The organism is Undibacterium sp. Ren11W (assembly GCF_049340485.1).
Lineage (GTDB): Bacteria > Pseudomonadota > Gammaproteobacteria > Burkholderiales > Burkholderiaceae_D > Undibacterium.
In genome coordinates, this window is sequence record NZ_JBMPPB010000002.1 from 213,821 (window position 1) to 238,966 (window position 25,146).

The window sequence follows — 25,146 nt, forward strand, 5'->3', positions numbered from 1 at the left end:
TGGCATAGCAGTATCCTTTGTAGCATTTAGATCACAAGCACTAAAATTTTTTTGCGGGTATAGCCTGCAAGGTTAAAATTCCTTATGAATCATCACACTACTTACGACCCTACCCCAATTACTGCGATCGCAACTGCTCCTGGCCGTGGTGGTATAGGCGTGGTCCGCATATCTGGCAAAAATCTGACACCGATTGTCAGTGCCTTGTTCGGCGTCACTCAACTTAAGCCGCGCCACGCCACTTATCTGCCATTCACCCAGGCGGACGGTAGCGTGATTGATCAGGGCTTAGCGATTTTTTTTAAGGCACCGCATTCTTATACCGGCGAGGATGTGCTGGAGTTGCAAGGACATGGCGGCCCAGTGGTGATGCAGATGTTGCTGACGCGCTGCCTGGAAGCGGGTAAAGATGCCGGTTTGCGACTGGCGCAACCCGGCGAATTTACTCAGCGTGCCTTTTTGAATGATAAGCTCGATCTGGCGCAGGCCGAAGCAGTCGCCGATTTGATTGAAGCCTCGACCGAGGCGGCGGCTAAATCGGCATCGCAATCTTTATCTGGCGCTTTCTCAAAAGTCATCAATGCTCTGGTCGAAAAAGTGGTGCACCTACGCATGTTGGTGGAGGCAACCTTAGATTTTCCAGAAGAGGAAATCGATTTTCTGGAAAAATCCGATGCGCGCGGACAATTATTAGCGATACAAAGCGCACTCCAAAAGGTCTTTGAGCAAGCCGCGCAAGGGGCTTTGTTACGCAGCGGTCTTAATGTGGTGTTGGCAGGTCAGCCGAATGTAGGCAAATCGTCTTTGCTCAATGCGCTAGCCGGAGATGATGTCGCCATCGTCACTCCGATTGCAGGTACCACCCGCGATAAGGTTACTGAGACTATCCACATAGAAGGTATCCCGCTCAATATCATTGATACCGCAGGGATACGACATGAGCACGATGAGCCAGAATTTGGCGAGAACATCGACGTGATTGATGCCGTCGAACGCATAGGCATAGAACGCACCTGGGCTGAAGTCGAGAAAGCCGACGTCATTTTGCATTTACTCGATGCCAGTCGTGGTCCGACCCGTGCAGACGAATCTATCGTAGAACGCTTTCCGCTGAATGTCCCGGTAATACGTATCTGGAACAAAATTGATGTCTCCGGACATCATGCCAGTGTCGATGTAATGGAAGACGCAACGCATATTTATTTGTCGGCGCAAGAACATCTGGGCATGGACTTATTGCGCAAAGAATTGTTGCGCATTGCAGGCTGGCAGCAGACTGGTGAATCACTGTACCTGGCGCGCGAACGTCATTTGATCGCGCTCAAGCAAGCACGTGAACATCTGGAATTTGCCGCCAGCTATGCAGCGCAAAATGATCAATCATTAGATTTATTCGCGGAAGAATTACGATTGACCCAAGACAGACTCAACGGCATTACCGGCGAATTTACTTCAGATGATTTGTTGGGAGTTATTTTTTCACGCTTCTGCATAGGAAAATAATAATTTCTAACATTTCTTTATTTTGTTAACTATAGTTGTAAAGGGTTTAAATTTGCATTGATTGGGTTGTTCTATTTTTCGAAGTGATTTTTAGAAAACTCATTTTCAAAGGAGAGCAACTTGAATCAGCTCAATAACCTGATGGCGTCGCCGCAATTGCTGCTAGCTAAAGCCCACATTCTTGGCCAAAATAGCGATAATGCGGTGGATCGCTTATACCAGTTCGATAGCTTTAATAAAGACGAAAAATGGAAGACGGCGTTTTTCGCCGCAATGCGAGAAACCCTGCATATTCAATATCAGGACTATGATTTTTATCGTAAATTGATGCGTCTAGCAGATTGTGAGCTAGCGTCATTCCAGTGCTTTGAAGACTTGCTGAGCATTCCCTACATCAGCTCCTCGGTACTCAAAAAATATACACTCAGTAGTACTGCACTTGAAGCACCTACGCTCAATATTCTTTCGTCTGGAACTAGCGGCCAAAAGGCCGAAATCACAATAGATGAGACTTCTCTGGTACGTATCGTGGCCGGGATACTCAAGGTCTACGGTGAGTTTGGCCTGGCAAGTCCAGAACCAGCCAACTATTTATTCGCCGGCTACAGCCCGGACGCATCGAATGGAGCAGGCACCGCCGGCACCGATAGCGTGGTATCTCATCTAACACCTAGTCTGGCCAATTTTTACGCACTCGATCTTGATGCGCAAGGGCGGACCGTGTTTTTACTCGAACAAGCAGTCGAGACTTTAAGAGCTTATGTACTGACAGCAAAGCCTATCCGGATATTGGGCTTTCTGCATTACAGTTGCGAGATCATCAAAGCCTATCATCACAAATATGGGGAGGTGAAATTTCCAGATGATAGTTATATTTTGAGCGGCGGCGGTTGGAAAGAGTTTGCTCATTTGTATGGCGAGGATTTTAATTTGTATGCCTATTTGACCAGGTTTAGCAATATGCCAGCCTCGGCTATACGCGATTCTTATTCGCTGGTTGAGCATCCCGCGCTATATGTGGCCTGTGAAAAAAATAAGTTACATGTTTCCGCGCTCGCCCATGTCGTAATACGAGACCTTAGAAGCATGGAGGAACTCGCGCATGGAGAGACTGGTTTAGTCCAACTATTCACCCCGATCTTGCAAAGCTATCCCTCTGCAAGTTTACTTAGTTCGGACTTGGGCTATCTGGAGCAGCATTGCGCTTGTGGGCGGGTCGGCGATTATTTGACGATTACAGGAAGAGGCGGCTCCAAAAAAGCCATGAGCTGCGCACTCCATGCCGAGCAATATCTTGCAAAAGACCACCATGCTCAATAAAAGCTTTCAGTTTGGCCGAATGCAAAACAGTAGCGCTCCGGTACACGCAAATGAACTTCAACACTTACTTGAAACTGGTAAGGCCTTAGCGCTGAGTCCGCCCCCGCCGCGAGATGAAATTATAGATATTTTGGTCAAGTTGGGCAGGCTCTGGAGCGATGAAACTAATATTTTTCATACGCGTATCCTAGCGCACTTAGAAAACTCAGGAATAGCCGGAAGTTCGATTACTCTGTTTTTTAACGAGTGCGCACAATTTTTTTCAAGAAAAACACTAGAGCAAAGATGGCAAGCTGCAATCGGCAATAGATCGGTCAGCCCTGTTGGCTTGGTACTACATATAGGCGCGACCAATACTCTGGTATCTGGTCTCGATGGTCTGGTCGATGGCCTCCTATCGGGCAACATCAATTTTTATAAATTCTCGACAGCTGATGGTGGTGTGCCCGGCATCTTTATCGAAAGCCTGTTTGCCGCTGACGGCGACAAAGTATTAGTCACACGACTCGCTGCATTTTTCTGGAAGGGCGGCGATAAAGAAATAGAGATATTGTTCAAAAAAAATGTCGATAGAATTATCGTGTGGGGTGGGCTGGATGCCGTGATGAGCTGGCGTACTGATCTGGGTTACGCCGCAAGGATACTAAGTCATGGTCCGAAATATGGTATCGGTGTATTAACCGCTGCCGGTCTGAAAGACGCGCAACTAGCAACGCTATGTAAAAATATCGTGATGGACGTTAGCATGTGGGATCAAAAAGCTTGTAATAATTTGCAGGCATTGTTTGTCGAAAGTAAAATTTCTGATCAACAATTTGAACGTTTCTTGTCTTCCCTGCATGCGGCATTTCAATCGGTTTACGATGATGCTCCTGCGCTTCGTAGTAACGATGATTATGTCGACATCGTCAACGCCAGAGAAGATATCAAGGCTCAGAGTATACTTACTGGAGCAGTTAGTTTGCACTGCCCTGTAGAAAATTCATGGTCAACTGCGGTCTGGAGCCAATGGAAAACTGGCTTGATTCCCTCTCCTTTATGTCGCTTTTTGCACATCATTAAGTACGATGATGTCACCGCTATCTTGCACGGGCTTAAAGATGAAAAATATTGGATGCAGACCATGGCGCACTGCAGCTCTCTCAATGAGAGTGAACGCTTGCTGAGCATTGCCAAGGCGTTAGGTATCACTAGAATGTGCGGATTTGGAAATATGGTGCTAAGTTCACCAACGCAAGCGCACGACGGTGGCTATGATTTGACGCAATTGGTAAATATCATGGCTGAATAAGTCTGCCTGTTTTTTCGCAGACACCGGATGAAATAGACTAGTTTATGAGCCAGGTTTAGCTATATCAGTAAGCGATGTAGGGACCGGAGTCGCTGACTTAGGAGTATTCGCTTGCTGCGGTAACAAGCGGGCTTCGCGCCCCATAAATATCCAATCGCTCAAATGCGCCTTGTTCTCAAAGTGCTCAAATCCTGGTGTAAAGTTTCCCTGTTTGATGGGTTTTGCGTTGGATAAACTATACACACCAATAATACTTAGCTTATCACCACCCAGCACTATGCCCCACTCGGCTTCACCGCTAGTCGGGTCCGCATATAAAGTGCGTAAGTGGCGCTTGACAGAGGGAAAGCGCGGATCGCGCAATAGCTGATTGAGTGTAGTGGGGCTTCTACGCTGTTCTGGCCCAGAGGCTTCGGCATAGCTATTAAAGGCGGCGGTGAAGGCTGCACCGACTTCCAGCAAGTCTTGCTCTGCCGCACGGCGTTGTAACAAGGCGCCCATTTTCAGGGTGCTGGCCGCGACCAATCCTATAATCGCCACTAAGACGATCAAGCCTACATAGGTGAAGCCGGATTGAATTTGTCGGTAGCGAGTTTTAACCCTCATGCTATTACCAGTCTAGATAAGACTTACCATTGCGGTCATTGCCGCTGGCACCACTTTTGATGTTGTAGACATTGCCCTTGGTGTCATCTTCCGGCGGCAAGATGATCCAGGTCTCCGTACTTTCCGTAATCGGATCGATAGGCAAGGCTTTGAGATATTTTTTCTCGACTAGTTGCCCTAGGTTTTCTGGATAGCGGCCAGTGTCCGCATAATATTGATCAATCGTGCTGCGCATATTGCGTAAATTATCGGCTAGCATGGCTTCTTTGGCCGCATCAATAGTCGGGAAATAACGCGGTACCGCCAGCGTCAGCATCAGGGCAATAATCCCTAGCACCACCAATAATTCTATCAGTGTAAACCCGCTATTTCGTCTAGCCAGATTTTTCATGTTTACCATTTTCTATACGGGATGCCGTTCAAGCCTATTTTTTCTGAGGTGGAGTAAACGTCATAGACGTCGGCACCTTCACGCGGATCGCTGGCCTCGCTGGCATAACTGCGCTTACCCCAAGTTTGCGACTCGCTAAGTTCGGTATCGGGGTTGAATGGATCACGTGGCAAGCGCCGCAAAAAAAACATTTTCGCGTGTTTTGGGCTACTCAGATCCGTTACCCCTTCCACCAGTAATTCCAAACTTTCCGGATACGAATTTCCTGCGCCTGATTTGACGATGCGACCTTCATCGGCCGCCGCTTTATAAGCATCGATCGCGTGCCGTATCTCTAGTAACGCAGTCCGTAATTGACGCTCTTGTTTTCGCTGTTGAGCGACCTGTGCCACAGGAATGGCGAGACTAGCCAATAAACCTAAAATCGCCAAAGTCACTAACAATTCTATCAGGGTAAAACCACGCAATTTGTAGCACTCGACTGACATTATTATTCCTGCTTCACTGCCGGTTCAGTGCTAACCTCAGCCGGCGCAGGCCAGACAGGGACTAGTACGGGAGTGACTACCGGTTCAACTTTGGCAGGTGCGACTATCGCCGGTGTCCGACCAGCGGCTTCGGGCCGATTTCTAAAATTAGAATCCGTACCTGCAGCGAATTCTGAAGTGTTCGCTTCGGGGCGGCGGATATTGCGTATCAGCCTAGGCGTGATAGAGAGCACGATTTCTGTTTTTTGCGTATCGTCCTTGGTGCTGCCAAACAGGCGGCCGAGCACTGGTAGATCGCCCACACCAGGAACTTTATTTCCATTGCTGCGATCTTCATTGCTGATGAGGCCGGCCAATACTTGATTCTCTCCATCTTTTAATTGCAGTACCGTGGTGGCTTTACGTGTACCAATTTGATAGCCTACGGCACCTTGCTTAGTAGTCATGGTTCCGAGTAAATTACTCACTTCGAGATCGACCCTAATGGCCACTTCATTATTCAGATAGATAGTCGGTTCTACATTGAGCGTTAATCCGACATCGATATAACTGACCGATTCAGAAGCAAATCCCGCGGCACCCGGTGAGACTGTAGTGGTGACACTTGGTAATTTTTCACCAATATGAATTTTGGCCTTTTCTCGATTTCTCACCCGTATCCTTGGATTGGCGAGGGTATTGGCATCTCCATCTTTGGTGTTCGCATTGATGGTCACACTGGGGGTGGTAATACCAATATTGCGTTGATTCAGATTTCGTAAGTCAGCAATCGTCAAACCTACTCCGTTGTTCGCCGCCAAGGGCGTCAATGCGAGACTGGCTGGCCATGCCACGCCAAGTTCAGTCAAACGATTGGTCTTTACCTCGAGTATTTCAACTTCTAGCATGACTTCGGCTTCAGGAATATCTTGCAAGGCGACCAATTTTTCCGCCAGACGTATCGATTCACGTGTATCACGTAAAATCACCAGATTGAGCTTTTCGTCCACCACGATGTCTTTGGATTTGAGTATGGTTTTAAGCGTATTCGCGACAACTTTGGCATCCGCATTGGTGATGAAAAATGTCTTCACCACCATTTCTTGGTATTCCTTAAGTTTGGCGGCACTATTTGGATAAATCATGATGGTGTTGGCATCGACAATTTGCTGTTCTAGCTGATTGCTCATGAGCAGATAGTAAACCGCCAACTCGATACTGCTATTTTTTAAAGAAATGGTGGTCCTTTGATCCGCTTTGACATCTTTATCGAACACAAAATTTAAACCGGATGTGCGGGCGATCACGTCAAATACCTGGCGCAACGGCGTATCTTTAAATTGTATAGAAATAGGTTTTTTAAATTGTTTTGCTATTCCTGTTTCCGCGCTGGTTGTTTTGGGTTTTTCAGCAATAGATGCCAGCATGCTGCGGGCTTTTTGATTGCCAGGGGTTTCAGCTAAGACGGCACTGAGTATCTGACGCGCTGTCTCGTGTTCTTTCATGTCGAGCGCGGTTGCGGCCGCTACCAACTGTTTTTCCTGACGCGTATTTATTTCTAGCGACCTCAAATCATTCCGAGCACGTTCACTACCAGGGTCCAGTATTAAGGCCTGATTAAAACTATTTCTAGCCGCCTCGTTATTTCCCTCGCTAAATAGGGCCTCGCCTTGTTCTAGTAATTGCAAAACACTCTTGTCTCGGATGCGTAGGTAGGCAATACGATATTCTGCATTATAGGGATCAGCACGCATGGCCTCTCTATATTTGACCAGTCCTGCCTCGATTTGATCTTCCGCGACTAATTTCTTAGCATCCCTATAGGCGATTTGTGCAGCACAGCCAGTCAGCGCCAATACCAACATAGGCAAGGCGAAACACTTTAACAAACGGAACAGCGGTGCGCTTGATGAACCGTATTTTTGCGATTGACTTAACATCAGTCGAGAACTCCAATGGTGAGCTGTTGAATCTGATTCAACGGAAGATAAGTGAGGAAGAGTAGCGGCGGTTTTATCGCATCGACACGATAAGTGCCGTCGATAAGGCTATTGTTTTGGACGATAATAGTACGGTCGCCACGACCAAGAAATACTTCCCAGGTACCGTCAGCCAGAGATTTACCCAAATACACGAAAGGCAGTGGTGGCGCGCTAGGTGGCACGAGTGCTACTGGTATAGCTTTGGCCGCTGGTGGCGGGGGCGGATTCCAGTTTTGATTTCCAAACATTGCCGTCGGCGAGGCTACCGTGTTGTCTCCCATACTATCTTCTGGCGCAAATTTGGGACGTGGACGTATGTTTTCTATTTTTGCGCTTACGGCGGCCGTCGATGCTGGTGATTTCACGTTTGCAACAGTCATTTTTTTTGTAGGTGTGGCACGTGCCACCGCTTCTGCCACGCCGCTGGCAGGAGTCTTATCTCCGAATAATGCGACGCCAGCGGCCAGTAACAGAGCGAGCGCCAGTACTAAATGACGCGGCTTCATGGCCCCCCCTTTTTCGCGACGTCATGCAGATACAAGCTCAGATGCAAACTTGCTTCTGGCATATTATCGGTAACACTATCGCGCTTAAAACTAACTTCATTCAATGCAGCAAACGGTATCGTATCCAGAGTCTGGAGCGCAAACTGCCAAATGGCCTGATAGGAAGCTTTTACGGGTAAAACTATCTGGTAGGTATAGACATGAGAGTTTTTGTCATAGCTTAATTTATACTGCCCTTTTGCCAGACTTAAACCATTTTTACTAGCCAATGCGAATATGGTTTTTAGTTGCTGTTCAGCATAGCGCCGCTCGCCCAGGGCATCATAAAAAATCGCCAGATTCTGATACTCGCTATCTGTCTGTACGGCTGCATCCAATTTCTCCAGCTTAGTGAGATTACTGAGTTGCGCGGGAAACGTTAGCGTTCTTGCATAAGAAAAATAGCCCAAGCAGACAAGGCAAGCTAATGTTAGAAACAAGACTCCAACACTGGCGATTAAGCCACGTTTTTGTAGCCATAAACGTGCTTGCAACTGGAGCGTCGCGAAAGCAGAGAAATTCATGGCTTATTCACTTTTTCTGACCATTCCAAATCTAGTTGAAAGCGCCAGGGTTTATTCGCGTCTTGTTCATTAATTTCATGTTTGTTTAAGACCACGCTGACAAAAAAATCTTGTAATTTAAGTCTATCAATATAGGACAACATATCGTCACTGTTTTTGGTTTCTGCCGTGATCTTCAATATACGTGATTTTGCATCAGGCTCTAGTGCTAGCACCGCGACTTTCTCAGAGGTCGCTTCTTCTAACGCATACTGCAACTCGCGCCAGGGGAGATTGAGCTGCAATACGACTTGATTTACGGCACTTGCTTGCGCCATAGGGATTTCAATTTTTTTTACAGGTGCTATTTGACTATTGCGTTCTTTTAAAATTTTGTTTCTATACGCTTGCTGCTCTTGTTGCAGCCCTTGGTTATGGACTATTGTGTAACTAACAGTCAGACAGGCTACTACGCCGAGGACAAAAATAAACCAATGCAGGGGCGTGCTATGCCATATCGTACGGCGCAGACTACCCTTCGCAAAGTCAATTCTAATTTGTTTCATAGCGAGGCTCCAGTCAAGGCTAACTCTATGCCGGCGGTATACCCCGGAATTTCCTGACTTGACTGGACCAGTCGGCTACAGTTGAGCAGAGCGGTCTCTTGCTCCCAACTTTGCTTGAATTGTCCACATATTTGCAACTGGGTTGGGACTGTAACATTTAGCAATAGACCAAGTCGCGTCAGATGTGCTTGTAGCCAATCATGATTCGCTTCCGTTGGTACTAAGATACTATGTACTGCACAGATGTTCGATCCTTCAATTAGCGCGACGCTTAGTACCTGATCGTTGATTGAAGCGAACCATGCACCGGGTTTGATCTTTGCACTCCAGCGGTTCCACGCCAAAACAAATTGCGGCGCTATCTCGACCAAGGCCAATTGATGTTCGTGTGCAAGTTGTGTCAGTACCTTGAGTATAGTGTGTGGAATTGCGGCGGAAAAAAACGACCTGCGCACTTGCCAGTCGGCGCTCATCTGCCAATCGTCCATAGTTTCACCAAACAAAGAAAAAAAACGCATGGCTGCCGCTGCCTGTATATCCGCTATCCGAGTACTTCCTAGGGGGGGCGTTACTTGCCAAAGCCGGACTAAATCGTCGGCCAGTACTATCGTTGTAGGGAGATTATTTGCGGCTATTCCTTGCATGCTTTGTTCTAGTCGCAAGCGTAACTGGTCTGGTGTGTGGTTATCCAGCGCCACAAATTTTTGTTCAAATAGCACCGTCACTGCCGGTTCGTGCCATTTGCTAATGCGCAGCACAGTGATACTGTCACGTGCAATGCCGATTCTTAATGATTGGCCGAAACGTTTAAACATGCAAAGTCACTCGCTTAATTTCTGTTAGTGTCGTGGCACCGCGTCTTACCAAATCCAAAGCCGCTAAACGCAGGCTTCTGGTGCCATTTGCGTAAGCCGCTGCTTTGATCTGGCGTATCGGACGTTTGTCGACTATTAGTTCACGAATTTCGTCATTCAGAGTAAGAATTTCTGCGATAGAGCGTCGACCTTTGTAGCCGGTGCCACGACAATCGCCGCAGCCTTTGCCTTGCATGAACTGAAAATCAAGAACTTCGCTGCGCGACAAATTGACACTCGCTAAATCCGCATCACTAGGTACATGAGGGCTGGCGCAATGAGGGCAATTCATGCGCACTAAACGCTGCGCCCAAATGCCATTAAGTGCAGAAACGAAGGCATACGGATCGATTCCCATGTGGGTGAAACGACCAAATACGTCAAACACATTATTCGCATGCACCGTGGTCAAGACCAAGTGTCCGGTTAGTGCAGACTGCACTGCTATTTCGGCAGTTTCCCGATCGCGAATTTCACCAACCATAATTTTGTCCGGGTCGTGCCGCAAGATGGAACGCAAGCCCTTTGCAAAAGTTAACCCTTTTTTTTCGTTCACAGGAATTTGTAAAATACCAGGCAGTTGATATTCGACCGGGTCTTCAATCGTGATGATTTTTTCACGGCCATTATGAATCTCAGTTAAGGCGGCATATAGTGTGGTGGTTTTACCGGAGCCAGTGGGACCGGTGACCAGTAACATGCCATAAGCTTCCTGCGCTAAGGTACGCAAAGTGACTAGCGATGCCATATCAAAACCAAGAGACTCAAGTGTTAGTGCGCCATAGGCTTCTATCATGGCGCGTTTATCGAGTATCCGTATCACCGCATCTTCGCCATGAATACTCGGCATGATGGAGACTCGCAAATCGATTTCGCGTCCGCCAGTTTCTACCCTAAAACTACCATCTTGCGGCACCCGGCGTTCAGCGATGTCGAGTTCTGCCAATACTTTCAAGCGCGAAATGACTTGTTCTGCTAGTTCTATGCCGTTAACTGAAGTGGCGTGATCCAGCACCCCGTCTACCCGATATTTGACCGCCAGACCAGCCGCGGTACTTTCCAGGTGGATGTCTGAAGCACTTGCTTTTAAGGCGTCATATAAGGTTGAATTAACTAGCTTCACAGCGGGACTAGCCGCTTCCGATACCGAGGCAAATGATAGATTAGCTGCGGTTTTGTGATCGCGCTTAGTATCTACGGCACCTGGCAATAAATTATCGACCGCACGTGCCGATTCCTCCTGCTTGGAAAGATAGGCCTGAATGTCAGACTGCAAGGCCAATTTTATAGGTAATGCTTGTCGGATACTTGCATTGGCACGCTGACTCAGCCAGGTCTGCAAATCAAGATCAAAAGGATCTGCGATCACTGCGATCACGAGTTGTTCAACATCGCGTAACAATACACAGTGGCGCGTCATCGCTTGTGATAACGGCAGTAGATCGAAAGCAGGTGTCAATCCAAGCATGTCGGCCGTTTCCAACACAGCCAGACCCAGAGGTAGCGCCAGTCCATGCACTAGTTGGCGCGGATCACCGCCACTCAATTCTTCCAATTCTGTGATCAAAGGGCGTTGCGATAACTGACTCTGGGTTCGTGCGCGTGCCAGCATAGAGGCGTCGATCGCCATCGCCGGGTTACTCATGACATATCTCCGGCCAGATCAAAAATAGGCATATACAATAAGACTACAATGGCACCGACGATCAAACCTATCGCAGCCATTAACAGCGGTTCAAAAGTGCGTGTAAATCTGTCTATCCAGCGACTGATTTCGCCATCGTAAAACGCGGCCGATTGCGTTAACATTGGTCCCATGTCGCCGGTACGTTCACCCACACGTAACATGCGTAATGAAATTGGCGTCGTCAGTTTATTTTCTTCAAAAGCGATAGAGAGCGACATGCCGGATTCGATCATGTTGCGGGCGTTTTTTAAGCCTATCCTAACCGCAGGTGTGACCATATCCTGCACGGTAGTAATCGCCTGAACGATAGGAATACCGCCTTCTATCAGCATGCCCAAGGTCAGATACAAACGGGATAATTGGTAGACATGAACACGTACACCAACGCCGGGTAATTTAGCCAAAATACGGGCGATGCCGCCCTGTGCCATCATACGGCGCAGTAATACGATAATCAGGCTCAGTAAACCGGCTATCGCAGTGAATAAGAACGCGCCGTGATTCGCGGCAAATTGCCCCCAACTCAGCAGCAATTGCGACATCCACGGCAAGTTACGCCCGGCACCCTGATACACTTCGGCAAAGCGTGGCACCACATAGGTAATGAGGAAGGTACTTACGCCTCCCCCTACGCCTAATAAAATCATAGGATAAATAGCGGCGCTGATAATTTTTCCGCGCACTATATCGATCCGTTGTTGATAGTCGATAAAGCGCGTCAGTGATCGTGGGAGGTCACTGGTGCCCTCAGCGGCTTTGACGATTCCTACGTATAAAGGAGGGAATAAATTTTCTTGTTCCGCCAATACTGCAGAGAAGCGTTTACCTTCGCGTAAACCCGCCAGCAAACGCCCTAACACTGCGTGTGTATTGGTATTGGCTTCTTTTTCCTGTAAGGCTTCAAGTGCCTCGACCACACCCAAACCAGCACTCAATAGTGCCAATAATTCCTGGCTGAACAGTACCAAGGAAAGGGCGCTTTTGGACTTGCGCGGCCAGCCCGTGCTCCAGCTCGCGCGCAAAGGATGGATCGCGCTGACGAAGAGGCCGCGCGCCTCAACCTGACGACGCGCATCGGCCTCGTCGACAGCTTCGATAGTCAATAGGGATATAACTAAATCGGGCGCTAAGGCTCGAACATCGTACTGCATGGCGCTTAACTCATCTTAGGGTGAACTGGGGCGAATTAGTTACTGATATCGGCGTCTTCGCCACTACCGCCTGGCTGACCATCGCGCCCGTAGGATACGATTTCAAATTCAGATTTAGTGCCGGGCGAACGATAAATATACGGATGTCCCCATGGATCGGGTGGTACTGCTTTCTTAAGATAAGGGCCATTCCATTTTTCTGCATTGGCTGCAGGTGCGGTCAGCAAGACGCTTAAGCCTTCCTCACTATTCGGATAATGACCGAGGTCTAAGCGGTAAGTGTCTAGGGATTTCTCGAAGGCCTCAATTTGCGCTTTGGCGATCGTCACTTCAGATTTACCTAATTGTGAAAAATATTTTGGACCTACGTAAGCCGCTAGCAAACCGATAATCACGATAACGACCAATAGTTCCAATAAAGTAAAACCCTCATGCTGAGTATTCGCCTGCAAGCTCTTGTTGCACTTTTTCTGCACTTCTTTCATCAGACCTATTCCCCATAATTTTTACTTAGCTTTTGCTCATTCTGTTGCATGCTTGAATTCAACTAGCATGCAAAAACTCAGGTCGAGCGCTATTTTGTGTGCGAAAGACTAACACGCAGTGTTGAATTTCGTCGATTTTTATTATAAATTTTTTTGTGGACGTATATATTCTGGCATGAAATATTGTTGCAAAGAAATTATGCTATTGCAGCAATTTCCACACGCCAACAAGAGCACAAAATTTGCAAAAATATTCTCCTTTGTGGAAAAATTTTTCCACATAATCTTGCACAAAATTTCATCTATGAAGTGCCAAATTAAATTTGGATTTAGGTGCTATTTAATAAATTATTGTTGATAAAATAATTTCCACATCTGGTAAACGAATTGTTATATTTGACAGCAACTTGGAACGAAACTCGGTCCAGGAGAAAAATTTTAAAAATAATTTGAGATGAGGACTGAGCATGAAACAGTTACTAAAAACTAGCATTGCTGCCGCTGCTTTGACTTGCTTAAGCGCTGGCGTCGCGCACGCGAGCATATTTACCACTGTCGATTTTGAAACCCAGCAAGACGGCCCCTTCGTATTTCATGGCGATCATAAAAACGCTGGTCAATTCTGGACTGAAAGTTACGGCGTTGGCAGGACCGACGGCGACTTGATTGGTGCTTTCATCGATGGCAGCAATCAAGGCGACATTTGTGCCGACGGACTGCGTTGCCCGCAAAATAATCAAAGTAATTATTATGCTGGGCTCAATGACGGCTATGTTTATTTAGGTCGTGAAGACAATCAACAGTTCCAGTTAAAAAGCCTGATGGCGAGCACCGTCGGTGTTGGCGATACCTTGCCCGCCAGTAGCTTTTTGCGTATTGCCGGATTCAGCGGAACCCAGGTTTTCACTACCGATTTACTACTGTCCGGATTGAGTAATGGCGAATACAATTTTACCAACTTGAATCTCAACGATGCGTTTGCCGACGTTTACTTTGACTATGTCAGGGTTCTCGGGTTTTCCTGCACCAATGCCAATTTCAGTGGTTGTACCAACGGCAATGGCAAAGTGAATTTTGCTATAGACAATGTCCTCACTGCCACCGTTCCTGAACCAGCCACATGGTTACTGATGGGCTTGGGCATGCTGGGTATCGCTGGCTTGCGCCGCCGCAATAACGCCGTATAAACACAGCTTAAAAACTATCACTCTCAAGGATTAAGAACATGAAACTTCGCCCAATTTCTTTGGCTGCGATGCTGCTGCTATCCGGTTTTGCCGCTAGCGCCTTCGCTCAAGAAACACGTCGTCCTTATATCGTACAACTGCAAGCTCAACCGACCGCCAGTTATGCCGGTGGCGTGGCGAATTTAGCGCCAACTCAGGCAACTTCAGGAAGTCGTATTAATTTTGAATCGGTCGATGTTCAAAATTATGTACGTTACCTGGGAGACCAACAAAATCTGGTGACCTCCACCATCGCCAACGCAGAAATTCTGGCTTCCTATAACACGGTACTCAATGGTTTTGCCGCCATGTTGACCGATGCTGAGGTATTCAGCCTGCAAAATAATCCTAATGTTCTGAGTGTGCAGGCAAATGAAATGCGCCAGCTACAGACCATTACGACGACTAGCTTTTTAGGTTTAGATGCGGCCAATGGGATGTGGTCTCAGCTTGGTGGTCGTAATATGTCGGGCGAAGGCATGGTCGTCGGTATTATTGACGGAGGTATTTGGCCAGAAAATCCGGCATTTGCTGATCGCGTGGATGCGAACGGCGTTCCTACCCATGACGCTGGCGGTACCCAAGTTTTTGGTGCTGCTCCTGCGACGTACAAAGGTGCCTGCGATAGCGGTTTAGGTTTCGATCCTGCCAAGCATTGTAATAATAAATTGGTCGGCGCCCATGCCTACGCTAGTGGTATGAAGGCCAGTAACCCTACTTTTCACTGGACTGAATTTTTGGATTCGCCCCGTGATTCAGTCGGCGGTACTGTAGGGCACGGAGGTCATGGTGATCACACTGCCTCCACCGTTGCCGGTAACTGGGGCGCGACTGCGATCATCAGCGGTGTTCCTATGGGAATCGCGACGGGTATGGCGCCGCGTGCGCGTATTGCGGCGTATAAAGTATGCTGGACCTTCGTTGATGCAACAGCGACCGATGGTACAGGGAGTAAAAATAGCTGTACCAGTATCGATATCGTCAGTGCGATTGATCAGGCGGTTAAAGATGGTGTGAACGTGATTAACTTCTCCATTAGCGGTGGTGAAAGTGTCAATGACCTGGCGGAGCAGGCCTTTTTGCGTGCTGCCAACGCGGGTGTTTTTGTTGCTGCGTCGGCTGGTAATAGCGGACCAGATAATCAGGTCGCACATATCAGCCCTTGGCTGACTACCGTTGCTGCATCTACGCATGATCGCAGCTTGAAGAGTTCAGTCACTTTAGGTAATGGCGCGAAGTATTCTGGTGCGAGTTTCAATACCGTCGATCTGGCTGCTTCTCCTATGATACGGGCAGAAGACGCAGGCCTCGCGGGTGCCGATGCTACCGAATTGAAACTATGTTTTAGCAGTAGTGTTGTGTCTCCTGGCACACCACTGTTGGATCCGGCAAAGGTCGCTGGCAAAGTAGTAACCTGCACCCGCGGCACCAACGCACGTGTAGACAAGAGTTTGGCAGTGTTAAATGCCGGCGGTGCTGGTATGGTGCTGGTGGATAACGGAGCTGGCCTGGTGGCTGAAGTGCATTCAGTACCAACAGTCCATGTTAGCGCAGCCGATGGTGCGTTAATCCAAACCTACGCGACTACTGCGTCAGCCAGTGCAGCAATATCAAAATTTGGTGTCGTGAAGGTGCCGGCACCTATCATGGCAGGTTTCTCCTCACGTGGTCCAAACCGTTTTGATGGCAATCAACTCAAACCGGACATCACCGGTCCAGGTGTCGATATCATCGCCAATGTCACACCAGGTATGACTGAGGCAGAGAGAAATGCGATTGCCGATGGCAATGCAGCTGGTGCACCAGCGTGGGCATCCTACCAAGGTACTTCGATGTCCTCGCCGCATATCGCCGGTATCGCGACACTCTTGCGTCAGCAACATCCGACCTGGTCGCCTGCCGCAGTCAAGTCCGCCATGATGACAACGGCCACGCCTACTCTGGATGACGGTTTGGCTGGTATGCAAAACGGTAAATTGCCTTGGTCGCAAGGTGCAGGTCACGTGAATCCAAACGGTGCGGCCAATCCAGGTCTGGTGTATGACATGGGTAAAAACGATTACATCAAATATCAATGTAAGGTCAATAAAGCAGCGGTTGTCCCTGCCTCTGACTGTACCAATATTGGTACTTTGAATGAGACTTACAACCTCAACTTACCTTCATTGACTGTCGGTAACGTGGTTGGCCCAACTACCCTGACGCGTGAAGTGACTAACGTCAGCGATGCTGCAGCGACCTACAACGCGGTAGCAAGTTTGCCAGGTTTTTCCGTTTTGGTGACTCCTTCAACTTTGAATTTAGCAGCAGGTGCAAAGGGTGCATTCACCGTCAAAATCACACCGGTCTCGGCCGCGGAAAACGTCTGGGCATATGGTGCCCTGACCTGGTCTGATGCAGCTGGTCATGTCGTTCGTAGCCCACTCAGTGCCGTAGTCGGTAAGGCGATTTCAGCTCCTGCTGAACTCACTAGTGACAAAGTTTCTGGTAGTAAATTGTTTGCCATTAAGACTGGCTTCACTGGTTCGATGGGGACTGCTAAAGGTGGCTTGAAAGCCGCGACTTTGGGCGATTCCGTTACGTTGGCACCAGGCGCTCTGACTAGTGCTCAATTGAAGGCGGCATGTGCTGCGGGTAGCGATACTGCATCGACTAAGGTGCATAACTTTGCCATCCCAGCTAATACGGTAGCAGCTCGCTTCTCTCTGCGTAATCAAGATACCAGCAACCCAGGTGCCGATGATTTCGACATGATGTTGTTGAAGCCAGATGGTAGTTACATTTACTCTGGTAATGATGGATCGACAGAGCAAGTACAAATTGCTAGTCCGGCGACGGGTAATTATAAAGTCTGTGTTACTGCCTACGGAACGGCAACTGGTAATGACGATATGAGCTACCGTATGTCTAGCTGGGTCGTAACGACTGGCGATACAGGCGGTAACCTCAGCTTGGCAACGCCAAGTAAGGTGGTTGCCGGTGCAAATGCGACTATCGGCATGAGCTGGTCTGGTTTGGCAAATAATCAACGCTACTTAGCTGCCGGTCAATTTAAAGATGCTGGTGGCAATGTACAAGCCACGACGATCTTGCGGATAGAAACTGGTGCAGTTGCGCCAACCGCTGTTGGTGAACGCAGTGATACGAGAATCCGTAAGTAATGTCTAGGGCAGTCTGAATGCAGCTTTCAGACTGCCATTAAAAAAGGCTGCACTTTTTGAAAGTGCAGCCTTTTTCTATTCCTCTCTCGTTTTTGAATATCAATTTGCGATATTCACACCGTCCAGCCCTAATTGGCAAACACCTGTAGCCGATTTTTCCGCTGAAATCTGACAATAGGCACCGGGATCTTTTATCGCCATGCAGTTGCTGATTTCTCCGGCCGCTTTGATTTGCTCTTCACGCAGTGTTCGGTAGTTTAGGCTGAGCGCGTTTAATAAATTAACGTCGGTAGCCAGCGTAGACCACGCAAGGTAGAGTTCTGGACCACCGCAAGCTTTCAGTCCTATCCCTATGGTTTTGCATTGTTGCTGATCATTACAGGCAGCCTTGCCTATGGTGTTGCGTATCTGTTCCAGCAACTGAGTCGCTTCACTTTTGTCGTTTGCCTGTGACGCAGTCGCAAACAAAATGCCACTGAAAATAAGAAATTTAGCAAGTGGTCTCATTATGAAATTCTGGGTATGTGCAACAGTTTTTAGAAATTTGATGCGTCGTTATTGTTGGCGTTGCATCAAGCAAATTTGACTTGTATAGTAAGTCCTAGCACTAACTAGTGAGTGCTAGATACGCTAGCGTTGCGAACCGACATCATGCGATCTGCATAAGCTGACTTAGATTGTCTTCTTAATCACGCTGTCATGCAAGGATGTTAAAATCAAAAAATATTCAAAAAATATGTAAATAAAGCACTTTTTAATTAAAGCTTAGAGCTGTTGCCGTAAACTTGGAGTATCAATGTTGCGAATCGCAAATCACCATGTATCGAAAATTACCTTCAGCTTACTCATATTTGAGTTTGGTATTTCGCTAGGCGCGGTCTATTTGGGTGCCATGGTCAGGATGCTGGATCATAGTTACCCCTCGTTTGTCGGCATAGAGCACTTTTTCTTTACTGCTGTTACCTTTGCTCTCACTGTTGTTTTTAGTCTCAGCGCCTTGGGCATGTATCAAATTAATTTTCGGGAGGGAATACGAAACACTTTTCTGCGTTTAATGCCAGCATTCGCTCTGGCCTTAACAATTATCACTATGCTGTTCTATGTGTTTCCCGATCTTTATTTAGGTCGCGGAGTGATGGGCTTGGTTTTTGTATTTTCCGCTACTGGGGTGTTAATCGGACGCGTGTTATTTTTTAAGACGTCTGAATCAGGATTGCTGAAATCGAGGATCATATTTTTAGGAACCGGCAAATTGGCACAAGAATGTCATGAGTTGGCCTTGAGCAATTCCGCTCACCATGAGTACGAGATCATAGGCTTCGTCCCGCTGCCTAATGAAGACGCTTGTGTACTACCTAAATACATTCTGCCCAAGGTCGAAGGCATAGTATCTTTGGCGGAAAAACATCATGCCGATGAAATTGTGGTGGCGGTACAAAACCGACGTGGTGCGCAGTTTCCTATACAAGAGCTGTTAGATTGCAAATTGAATGGCGTTAAAGTGATCGATGCTGCCGCCTTTTTTGAACGCGAAGCTTGCCAGATCAGGGTCGAATCTTTACAGCCAGGTTGGCTGGTATTTGGCGAAGGCTTCAATCAAAGTTTTTCACGTAAATTCAGCAAACAAATCTTCGATCTGGTGGTGAGCGCCTTCCTGTTTGTGTTGACTTTGCCGGTCATGATTTTTACTGCGAGCTTAATTTTTCTAGAAGATCGCGGCCCGATTTTTTATCGGCAGGAGCGGGTCGGGAAAAACGGCCAGACATATATGGTACTGAAATTTCGTAGCATGGGAACCAGCGCCGAAAAGGCCAACGCACCACAATGGGCCACCACTAATGATCCGCGTACTACGCGGGTAGGGAGTGTGATACGTAAATTGCGTATCGATGAATTGCCGCAAATTATTAATGTTTTAAAAGGCGAGATGAGTTTTGTCGGACCGCGCCCGGAGCGCTCCTTTTTTGTAGAGCAGCTTTGTAAAGAAGTCCCTTTTTATAATATGCGACATAGCATCAAGCCCGGCATTACCGGTATGGCGCAAGTGCGCTACGCCTACGGAGCATCGGTGGAGGATGCACTGCAAAAACTCCAATACGACCTTTACTACGTAAAAAATAATAGTCTGTTTTTGGATGTCTTAATTCTTTTGGAAACGGTACAAGTCGTATTGCTGGGCAAAGGTGCCCGATGAAATTGCTTTCTTCTCGACTGAATTTATCAGAAAGTAGTCCGGATGCTGATTAGCGTTGCTGTTCTCAGTTATTCCATCGCCGCCTTGGCATTTGCGCTTCTTTCCCTGCTTTTGCTGACAAAATGGCGCGGTAGATTGCATTGGTTGTCGATGACCAGCGCCTGTTTGCTCACCGCAGTCTGGGCCGCAAGTCTGGCATTGCACGCCTATTTAGAAATACCCCTCGGCATCGTTGCCCATACTCTCGAACTCGCCCGGAGCGCGGCATGGGTGATTTTTTTGCTGATTTTATTAGATCCTCCGCAAGAAATCCGCTTTTCCGCTCTGCGCAATGCCAAGACCCACGTCTTGGTGATTTCCGGTTTTTTGCTACTGCAACTATTTGCCACGCTGGCGCGCGAACTTATCTTACCTGGCTTTCTCAGTGTTATCGTCAATCTGTTTAGCGACACCAACGGTCGCGTCGTGTTGTCGGTCATCGGCATGCTGTTAGTCGAGCAGTTCTTTAGAAATACCTCAGAAAAAGGGCGTTGGGGTATTAAATTTGCGTGTCTCGGTATTGGTGGCTTGTTTGTCTACGATTTCTATCTGTATAGCGACGCCATGCTGTTCCGCAAGGTGAATGGTGAGATATGGTCCGCGCGCGGTATTGTGGATGCGATCACCGTGCCGCTGCTGGCTATCTCGATCGCGCGTAATCCCAAATGGTCGCAAGGCATTCTGGTGTCGCGTCGGATTTTATTTCATTCCGCGACCTTGCTCGGAGCCGCTTTTTATCTATTAGCGATGGCTGCCGCTGGCTACTATTTGCGCTATTTTGGCGGTAACTGGGGCTTCGTGATGCAGGTTGCCTTCCTGTTTGGTGCCGTAGTTCTGCTGGTGGTATTGATATTTTCAGGCTCGGTACGCTCGTGGTTGAAAGTCTTTATAAGTAAGCATTTTTACAATTATAATTATGACTATAGGGAAGAGTGGATACGTTTCACCCGCACGCTTTCCATGCAAGGTCCAGACTTGGGCGAACGTGCTATCCGTGCCTTGGCGGAATTAGTCGAGAGTCCGGCCGCTGCCTTGTTTGTAGTGCGAGAATCCGGTTTCTGCGAGGCGTCGAGTCAATGGAATATGCAACTCAATGCCAGTACCGAGTCTATCAACAGCGGCTTTTGCCGCTTGCTGGAAGAAAAACAGTGGGTGATAGACTTAAGCGATATTGATCTTGGCTCTGAAACCTATGAAGCGGTAGTCATACCGGCCTGGTTAAGCGCCTATGACAAAGCCTGGCTAGTTTTGCCATTGATCTTGCACGGCAAATTATTTGGCTTTGTGGTGTTGGCCAAAGCCAGAAGTGCGATTAAGCTTAATTGGGAGATACTTGATTTATTAAAAATTGCGGGCAGTCAGGCCGCCAGTTATCTGGCGCAGCAAGATTCCGCTAATGAACTGATGGTGGCAAGGCAGTTTGAATCATTTAACCGCATGTCTACCTTCATGGTGCATGACTTGAAGAATTTGGTGGCACAGTTATCCTTATTGTTGTCGAACGCAGAAAAACATAAAAATAACCCAGAATTTCAGAAGGATATGCTCGATACCATAGAGCATTCTGTACAAAAAATGAAAGTCTTGCTGCAAAAACTCAGCCGCGGTGCAAGCACCGACGACCGCAGTGGCATCTTGTTGGATCAGCTATTAGCCCAGGTGGTCGAATCAAAAGCACCATACACACCGACACCTGTGCTGGAGATTTTAGAAAAAAATGTCTGCATTAAAGCAGATTGGGGGCGACTCGAAAGAGTTATCGGCCACATCGTACAAAATGCGATTGAGGCCACCCCGAAAGATGGTGAGGTCAGAGTGATATTACGCCAGCAAGGCAACACGGCGATAGTCGAGATCAGCGATACCGGAGTCGGTATGACGGAAGAGTTTATCCAGGAAAAACTGTTTAGTCCTTTTGTTTCTACCAAGCTCGCAGGCATGGGTATCGGGGTCTTTGAAACCAAGGAATATGTGCAGGAATTAGGTGGTACGCTGGAAGTGAGCAGCCAACCATCAAAAGGAAGCACATTCAAGCTAGTCTTGTCGCTATTTGAGCCGGAACAGAAAGCCGCTTAATGAAAGTTAAACCACAAAAGGTCACGCAGTGAGCCAGGAAAAAAAGACGTTGTTGATCATTGAAGACGATCTGGGGTTGCAGAAACAATTGCGCTGGAGCTTCGATGCCTACGAGGTATTAGTTGCCGGTGACCGCGAGTCCGCCTTAGCCCATGTCCGCAGACATGAACCGGCGGTGGTGACTATGGACCTGGGCCTGCCGCCAGATCCGGATGGCGCGACCGAAGGTTTGGCCATCTTGCAGCAAATTTTGGCGTTGGCACCGGATACGAAAATCATCGTGTTATCCGGCAATCAAGAGCGCGATAATGCGGTCAAGGCGATCGCTCTTGGTGCCTATGATTTTCATCAAAAACCGTTTGACCCAACCTTGTTAGGCCTAGTCGTAGAGCGCGCTTTTTTCCTGCATCAGCTGCAACAAGAGAATCGCCGCATGCTGCAAGTTCAATCGTCGTCGCCCATGTCTGGCGTCATCAGTCGCGATCCTGGCATGTTAAAAGTATGTCGCAACATAGAAAAAGTCGCGCCGTCTTCGGCCTCGGTGATGTTGCTGGGCGATAGCGGTACCGGTAAAGAAGTGCTGGCGCGTGCGCTGCATCAGCTCAGCCCGCGTCAGAATAAGCGTTTTATGGCCATCAACTGTGCCGCGATTCCAGAAAATCTTTTGGAGAGCGAGCTGTTCGGCTACGAGAAAGGTGCCTTCACCGGCGCGGTCAAACAAAATCTCGGCAAAATCGAATTGGCGAACGAGGGTACGTTTTTTCTTGATGAAGTAGGCGATTTGCCGATGGCACTGCAGGCTAAATTACTGCGTTTCTTACAGGAGCGGGTGGTCGAGCGCATCGGCGGCCATAAGGAAATTCCTGTCGATGTGCGCATCGTCTGCGCGACTCACCAAAATTTGAAAGAATTGGCCAGCACTGGTCGTTTTAGAGAAGATCTGTATTATCGCCTCAGCGAAATTGTCATCAATATACCGCCCTTATCTGAGCGCATCGGTGATGCCGCTTTACTCGCGCATCACTTCAAAAATAAATTCAATGCGAAAGAGGGACGTTCCGGCCTCAGCTTCAACAAAGAGGCGATGGCCTTAATCGAAAGCCATAGTTGGCCAGGCAATGTACGCGAGATGGAAAACTGCATTAAACGTGCCGTCATCATGGCAGACGGGCCGCAAATTACTTCTGACGACCTTGGTTTATCGTCGTTGCCGGTGGAAGAAGAGGCAATCAATTTACGCCAGATACGTGATGAAGCTGAGCATAAAGCGGTGCTCAAAGCGCTGGCAAGAGTAGACGGGAATATGGTCAAGGCGGCCGAGTTACTCGGCATTAGTCGCCCTACCCTATACGATTTGATGAGCCGTCACGCGATTAAATAGATTGTTTTTACGAGCAAAATGCCAGATTTATTCCATACCCTTTTGCTAGCTAGCTGCGCTAAGGCACCGCATGCGCCAGCATTGCGTTATCAGTCTAAAGACACCGATTATGCCAGCCTGATGCGACAGGTCAATCAGCTGGCCAGCGGCTATCTGAACCAAGGGATAGCGCGTTCTGAGCGTATTGCGATTTATCTGGAGAAACGCCCAGAAGCGGTGGTCGCCATGTTCGCCGCCTCTGCCGCTAGTGCCGCCTTTGTCCCCGTCAATCCGCTCCTGAAAGCGGAGCAAGTGGCGTATATCCTGGCCGACTGCAATGTGAAAATTTTAGTCACTTCGGCACAGCGCTTGCGTAGCCTGACGCAGGTATTGGCGACTTGCCCCGACTTACACAGCATCATCGTGCTCGATACTGAAATTGCTGACGAGTTAGAGCTACCAGCGACTATCCAGAGCTTGACCTGGACGCAGGCATTGGCCGCTGCTGAATTGGCACCGGTCGCAGCGCCTTGTATCGATGCCGATATGGCGGCCATCCTGTATACCTCAGGCAGCACCGGCAAACCCAAAGGTGTGGTGCTGTCGCATCGCAATTTATTGGCGGGCGCGGCGAGTGTATCGGCTTACCTTAACAATCAAAGCAGCGACCGCATACTTGCCGTTTTACCGCTCAGTTTTGATTACGGCTTGAGCCAGGTAACCACCGCTTTGAGTGTTGGTGCTTGTGTGGTCTTGATGAATTACCTGATGCCGCAAGACATAGTGCGCGCGGTCACCACAGAAAACATTACCGGCTTAGCTGCAGTACCGCCGTTGTGGCTGCTGTTAGCGCAGCAAAAATGGCCAAAAGAGAGCACTTTGCGCTACCTCACCAATTCGGGTGGTGCCATGCCTAAGGCCACTTTAGAGGCCTTGCGCGTGCTGTTTCCGGCCGCCAAAATTTATCTGATGTATGGGCTCACCGAGGCCTTTCGTTCCAGCTATCTGGATCCAGACGAAGTCGATGCCAGACCAGACTCGATAGGTAAGGCAATCCCGGGGGTAGAGTTAATCGTGATGAATCAGCAAGGTCAGCCTTGCGCTGCCAATGAAGCTGGAGAATTGGTGCATCGCGGTGCGCTGGTGGCGCTGGGCTACTGGAATGATGCTGAGAAAACTGCCGAACGGTTTCGTCCCTTGCCACCACGTTTGGCGGGCCTGCCTTTGCCAGAAATCGCGGTTTGGTCGGGCGATACGGTACGCATGGACGAACAGGGATTCCTGTATTTTATCGGGCGCGAAGATGACATGATCAAGGTCTCGGGCTACCGCGTCAGCCCGAGTGAGGTCGAAGAGGTGGTCGCCGACTATACCGCGCTCACTGAAATCGCCGCAGTCGGTGTGCCACATCCTTTAATGGGACAGGCGATCATCTTGGTGCTGCAGCAAAATGCACAACAGAGTCTGCAAGTGGAGGCGATACGCCAGCATAGCCAGCAAAAATTGCCAGCGTATATGGTACCTGCGCATATACAGATTGTGAGCGAGAATTTACCCCGCAATACCAACGGCAAGATAGACAGAAAATCCCTGCAAACGCAATTTCAGAATTTTTTTCTCACGAGCGATAAGGCATAAGTACTCGCATGCAAAGCAGCTCTCTACGAAACTTAAAAACAGGCAGGCCGGATGCGCAGTATCCATGCGCCTTTCCAGCCTGCCTGCCCGCAAAGCCGCAT

21 protein-coding genes are annotated in these 25,146 nt (G+C 48.4%); 9 read left to right on the forward strand and 12 right to left on the reverse strand.

Translation table 11 applies throughout. From position 1 onward, the window contains the following. The first annotated feature begins 84 nt into the window (after positions 1-84). From mnmE to ACO0K8_RS07585, 3 genes are all read left to right on the forward strand, one after another. Positions 85-1,503: a tRNA uridine-5-carboxymethylaminomethyl(34) synthesis GTPase MnmE gene (gene mnmE / locus ACO0K8_RS07575; RefSeq protein WP_422946043.1), complete on the forward strand. Its 1,419-nt coding sequence runs from the start codon at positions 85-87 to the stop codon at positions 1,501-1,503. A 120-nt stretch (positions 1,504-1,623) separates the two neighbouring features. Beyond that, entirely contained in the window at positions 1,624-2,823 is a 1,200-nt protein-coding gene (locus ACO0K8_RS07580; protein ID WP_422946044.1) for a hypothetical protein, read from the forward strand. Next, the gene (locus ACO0K8_RS07585; RefSeq protein WP_422946045.1) at positions 2,783-4,114 is read left to right on the forward strand and encodes an acyl-CoA reductase; all 1,332 of its coding nucleotides are present in this window, start codon (positions 2,783-2,785) and stop codon (positions 4,112-4,114) included. Before ACO0K8_RS07580 ends, ACO0K8_RS07585 begins: the two co-directional genes overlap by 41 nt. Before the next feature lie 42 nt (positions 4,115-4,156). On the opposite strand, the gene ACO0K8_RS07590 is transcribed toward ACO0K8_RS07585, so the two are convergent. Genes ACO0K8_RS07590 through gspG form a run of 11 tightly spaced genes read right to left on the reverse strand, consistent with a single transcriptional unit; the run spans position 4,157 to position 13,351 of the window. After that, positions 4,157-4,720 (reverse strand): type II secretion system protein, encoded by a 564-nt coding sequence (locus ACO0K8_RS07590; protein WP_422946046.1) that lies wholly within the window; start codon positions 4,718-4,720, stop codon positions 4,157-4,159. A gap of 4 nt (positions 4,721-4,724) precedes the next feature. Beyond that, positions 4,725-5,120 (reverse strand): type II secretion system protein, encoded by a 396-nt coding sequence (locus tag ACO0K8_RS07595; protein ID WP_422946047.1) that lies wholly within the window; start codon positions 5,118-5,120, stop codon positions 4,725-4,727. After that, the gene (locus ACO0K8_RS07600) at positions 5,114-5,599 is read right to left on the reverse strand and encodes a type II secretion system protein (protein WP_422946048.1); all 486 of its coding nucleotides are present in this window, start codon (positions 5,597-5,599) and stop codon (positions 5,114-5,116) included. The genes ACO0K8_RS07595 and ACO0K8_RS07600 overlap by 7 nt, the downstream gene beginning before the upstream one ends. A gap of 2 nt (positions 5,600-5,601) precedes the next feature. Then, the gene (locus tag ACO0K8_RS07605; RefSeq protein WP_422946049.1) at positions 5,602-7,518 is read right to left on the reverse strand and encodes a secretin N-terminal domain-containing protein; all 1,917 of its coding nucleotides are present in this window, start codon (positions 7,516-7,518) and stop codon (positions 5,602-5,604) included. Then, a complete protein-coding gene (locus ACO0K8_RS07610; protein WP_422946050.1) occupies positions 7,518-8,066 on the reverse strand; it encodes a hypothetical protein in 549 nt (182 codons plus the stop codon). The genes ACO0K8_RS07605 and ACO0K8_RS07610 overlap by 1 nt, the downstream gene beginning before the upstream one ends. Next, positions 8,063-8,629 (reverse strand): hypothetical protein, encoded by a 567-nt coding sequence (locus ACO0K8_RS07615; RefSeq protein ID WP_422946051.1) that lies wholly within the window; start codon positions 8,627-8,629, stop codon positions 8,063-8,065. Before ACO0K8_RS07615 ends, ACO0K8_RS07610 begins: the two co-directional genes overlap by 4 nt. Beyond that, positions 8,626-9,174 (reverse strand): hypothetical protein, encoded by a 549-nt coding sequence (locus ACO0K8_RS07620; protein ID WP_422946052.1) that lies wholly within the window; start codon positions 9,172-9,174, stop codon positions 8,626-8,628. The genes ACO0K8_RS07615 and ACO0K8_RS07620 overlap by 4 nt, the downstream gene beginning before the upstream one ends. Next, entirely contained in the window at positions 9,171-9,989 is an 819-nt protein-coding gene (locus ACO0K8_RS07625) for a hypothetical protein (protein WP_422946053.1), read from the reverse strand. The genes ACO0K8_RS07620 and ACO0K8_RS07625 overlap by 4 nt, the downstream gene beginning before the upstream one ends. Continuing rightward, positions 9,982-11,673: a GspE/PulE family protein gene (locus ACO0K8_RS07630; RefSeq protein ID WP_422946054.1), complete on the reverse strand. Its 1,692-nt coding sequence runs from the start codon at positions 11,671-11,673 to the stop codon at positions 9,982-9,984. Before ACO0K8_RS07630 ends, ACO0K8_RS07625 begins: the two co-directional genes overlap by 8 nt. After that, complete coding sequence (locus tag ACO0K8_RS07635) at positions 11,670-12,866, reverse strand: type II secretion system F family protein (RefSeq protein WP_422946055.1); 1,197 nt, start codon at positions 12,864-12,866, stop codon at positions 11,670-11,672. The genes ACO0K8_RS07630 and ACO0K8_RS07635 overlap by 4 nt, the downstream gene beginning before the upstream one ends. 35 nt (positions 12,867-12,901) lie before the next feature. Next, on the reverse strand, positions 12,902-13,351 hold the full coding sequence (gene gspG, locus ACO0K8_RS07640; RefSeq protein WP_422946056.1) for a type II secretion system major pseudopilin GspG: 450 nt from the start codon (positions 13,349-13,351) through the stop codon (positions 12,902-12,904). A gap of 467 nt (positions 13,352-13,818) precedes the next feature. Between gspG and ACO0K8_RS07645 the strand changes: the two genes are divergently transcribed. Together ACO0K8_RS07645 and ACO0K8_RS07650 are read left to right on the forward strand one after the other, a co-directional pair. Then, a complete protein-coding gene (locus ACO0K8_RS07645; RefSeq protein ID WP_422946057.1) occupies positions 13,819-14,538 on the forward strand; it encodes an NF038120 family PEP-CTERM protein in 720 nt (239 codons plus the stop codon). A 38-nt stretch (positions 14,539-14,576) separates the two neighbouring features. Then, on the forward strand, positions 14,577-17,738 hold the full coding sequence (locus ACO0K8_RS07650) for a S8 family serine peptidase (RefSeq protein ID WP_422946058.1): 3,162 nt from the start codon (positions 14,577-14,579) through the stop codon (positions 17,736-17,738). A gap of 99 nt (positions 17,739-17,837) precedes the next feature. Here ACO0K8_RS07650 and ACO0K8_RS07655 read toward each other — a convergent pair whose 3' ends face one another. Then, entirely contained in the window at positions 17,838-18,245 is a 408-nt protein-coding gene (locus tag ACO0K8_RS07655) for a hypothetical protein (RefSeq protein WP_422946059.1), read from the reverse strand. A gap of 289 nt (positions 18,246-18,534) precedes the next feature. Here ACO0K8_RS07655 and ACO0K8_RS07660 point away from each other — a divergent pair, with 289 nt between their 5' ends. Genes ACO0K8_RS07660 through ACO0K8_RS07675 form a run of 4 tightly spaced genes read left to right on the forward strand, consistent with a single transcriptional unit; the run spans position 18,535 to position 25,045 of the window. Then, positions 18,535-19,932, forward strand: a complete 1,398-nt coding sequence (locus ACO0K8_RS07660; protein ID WP_422946060.1) for a TIGR03013 family XrtA/PEP-CTERM system glycosyltransferase — start codon at positions 18,535-18,537, stop codon at positions 19,930-19,932. Between the two features lie 42 nt (positions 19,933-19,974). Beyond that, positions 19,975-22,047 carry an XrtA/PEP-CTERM system histidine kinase PrsK gene (gene prsK / locus ACO0K8_RS07665; RefSeq protein ID WP_422946061.1) on the forward strand — a complete coding sequence of 691 codons (2,073 nt, stop codon included), beginning with the start codon at positions 19,975-19,977 and terminating at the stop codon, positions 22,045-22,047. 28 nt (positions 22,048-22,075) lie between these two features. Then, on the forward strand, positions 22,076-23,428 hold the full coding sequence (prsR, locus tag ACO0K8_RS07670) for a PEP-CTERM-box response regulator transcription factor (RefSeq protein ID WP_422946062.1): 1,353 nt from the start codon (positions 22,076-22,078) through the stop codon (positions 23,426-23,428). 18 nt (positions 23,429-23,446) lie between these two features. After that, positions 23,447-25,045 (forward strand): acyl-CoA ligase (AMP-forming), exosortase A system-associated, encoded by a 1,599-nt coding sequence (locus tag ACO0K8_RS07675; protein WP_422946063.1) that lies wholly within the window; start codon positions 23,447-23,449, stop codon positions 25,043-25,045. Positions 25,046-25,146: the final 101 nt, after the last annotated feature.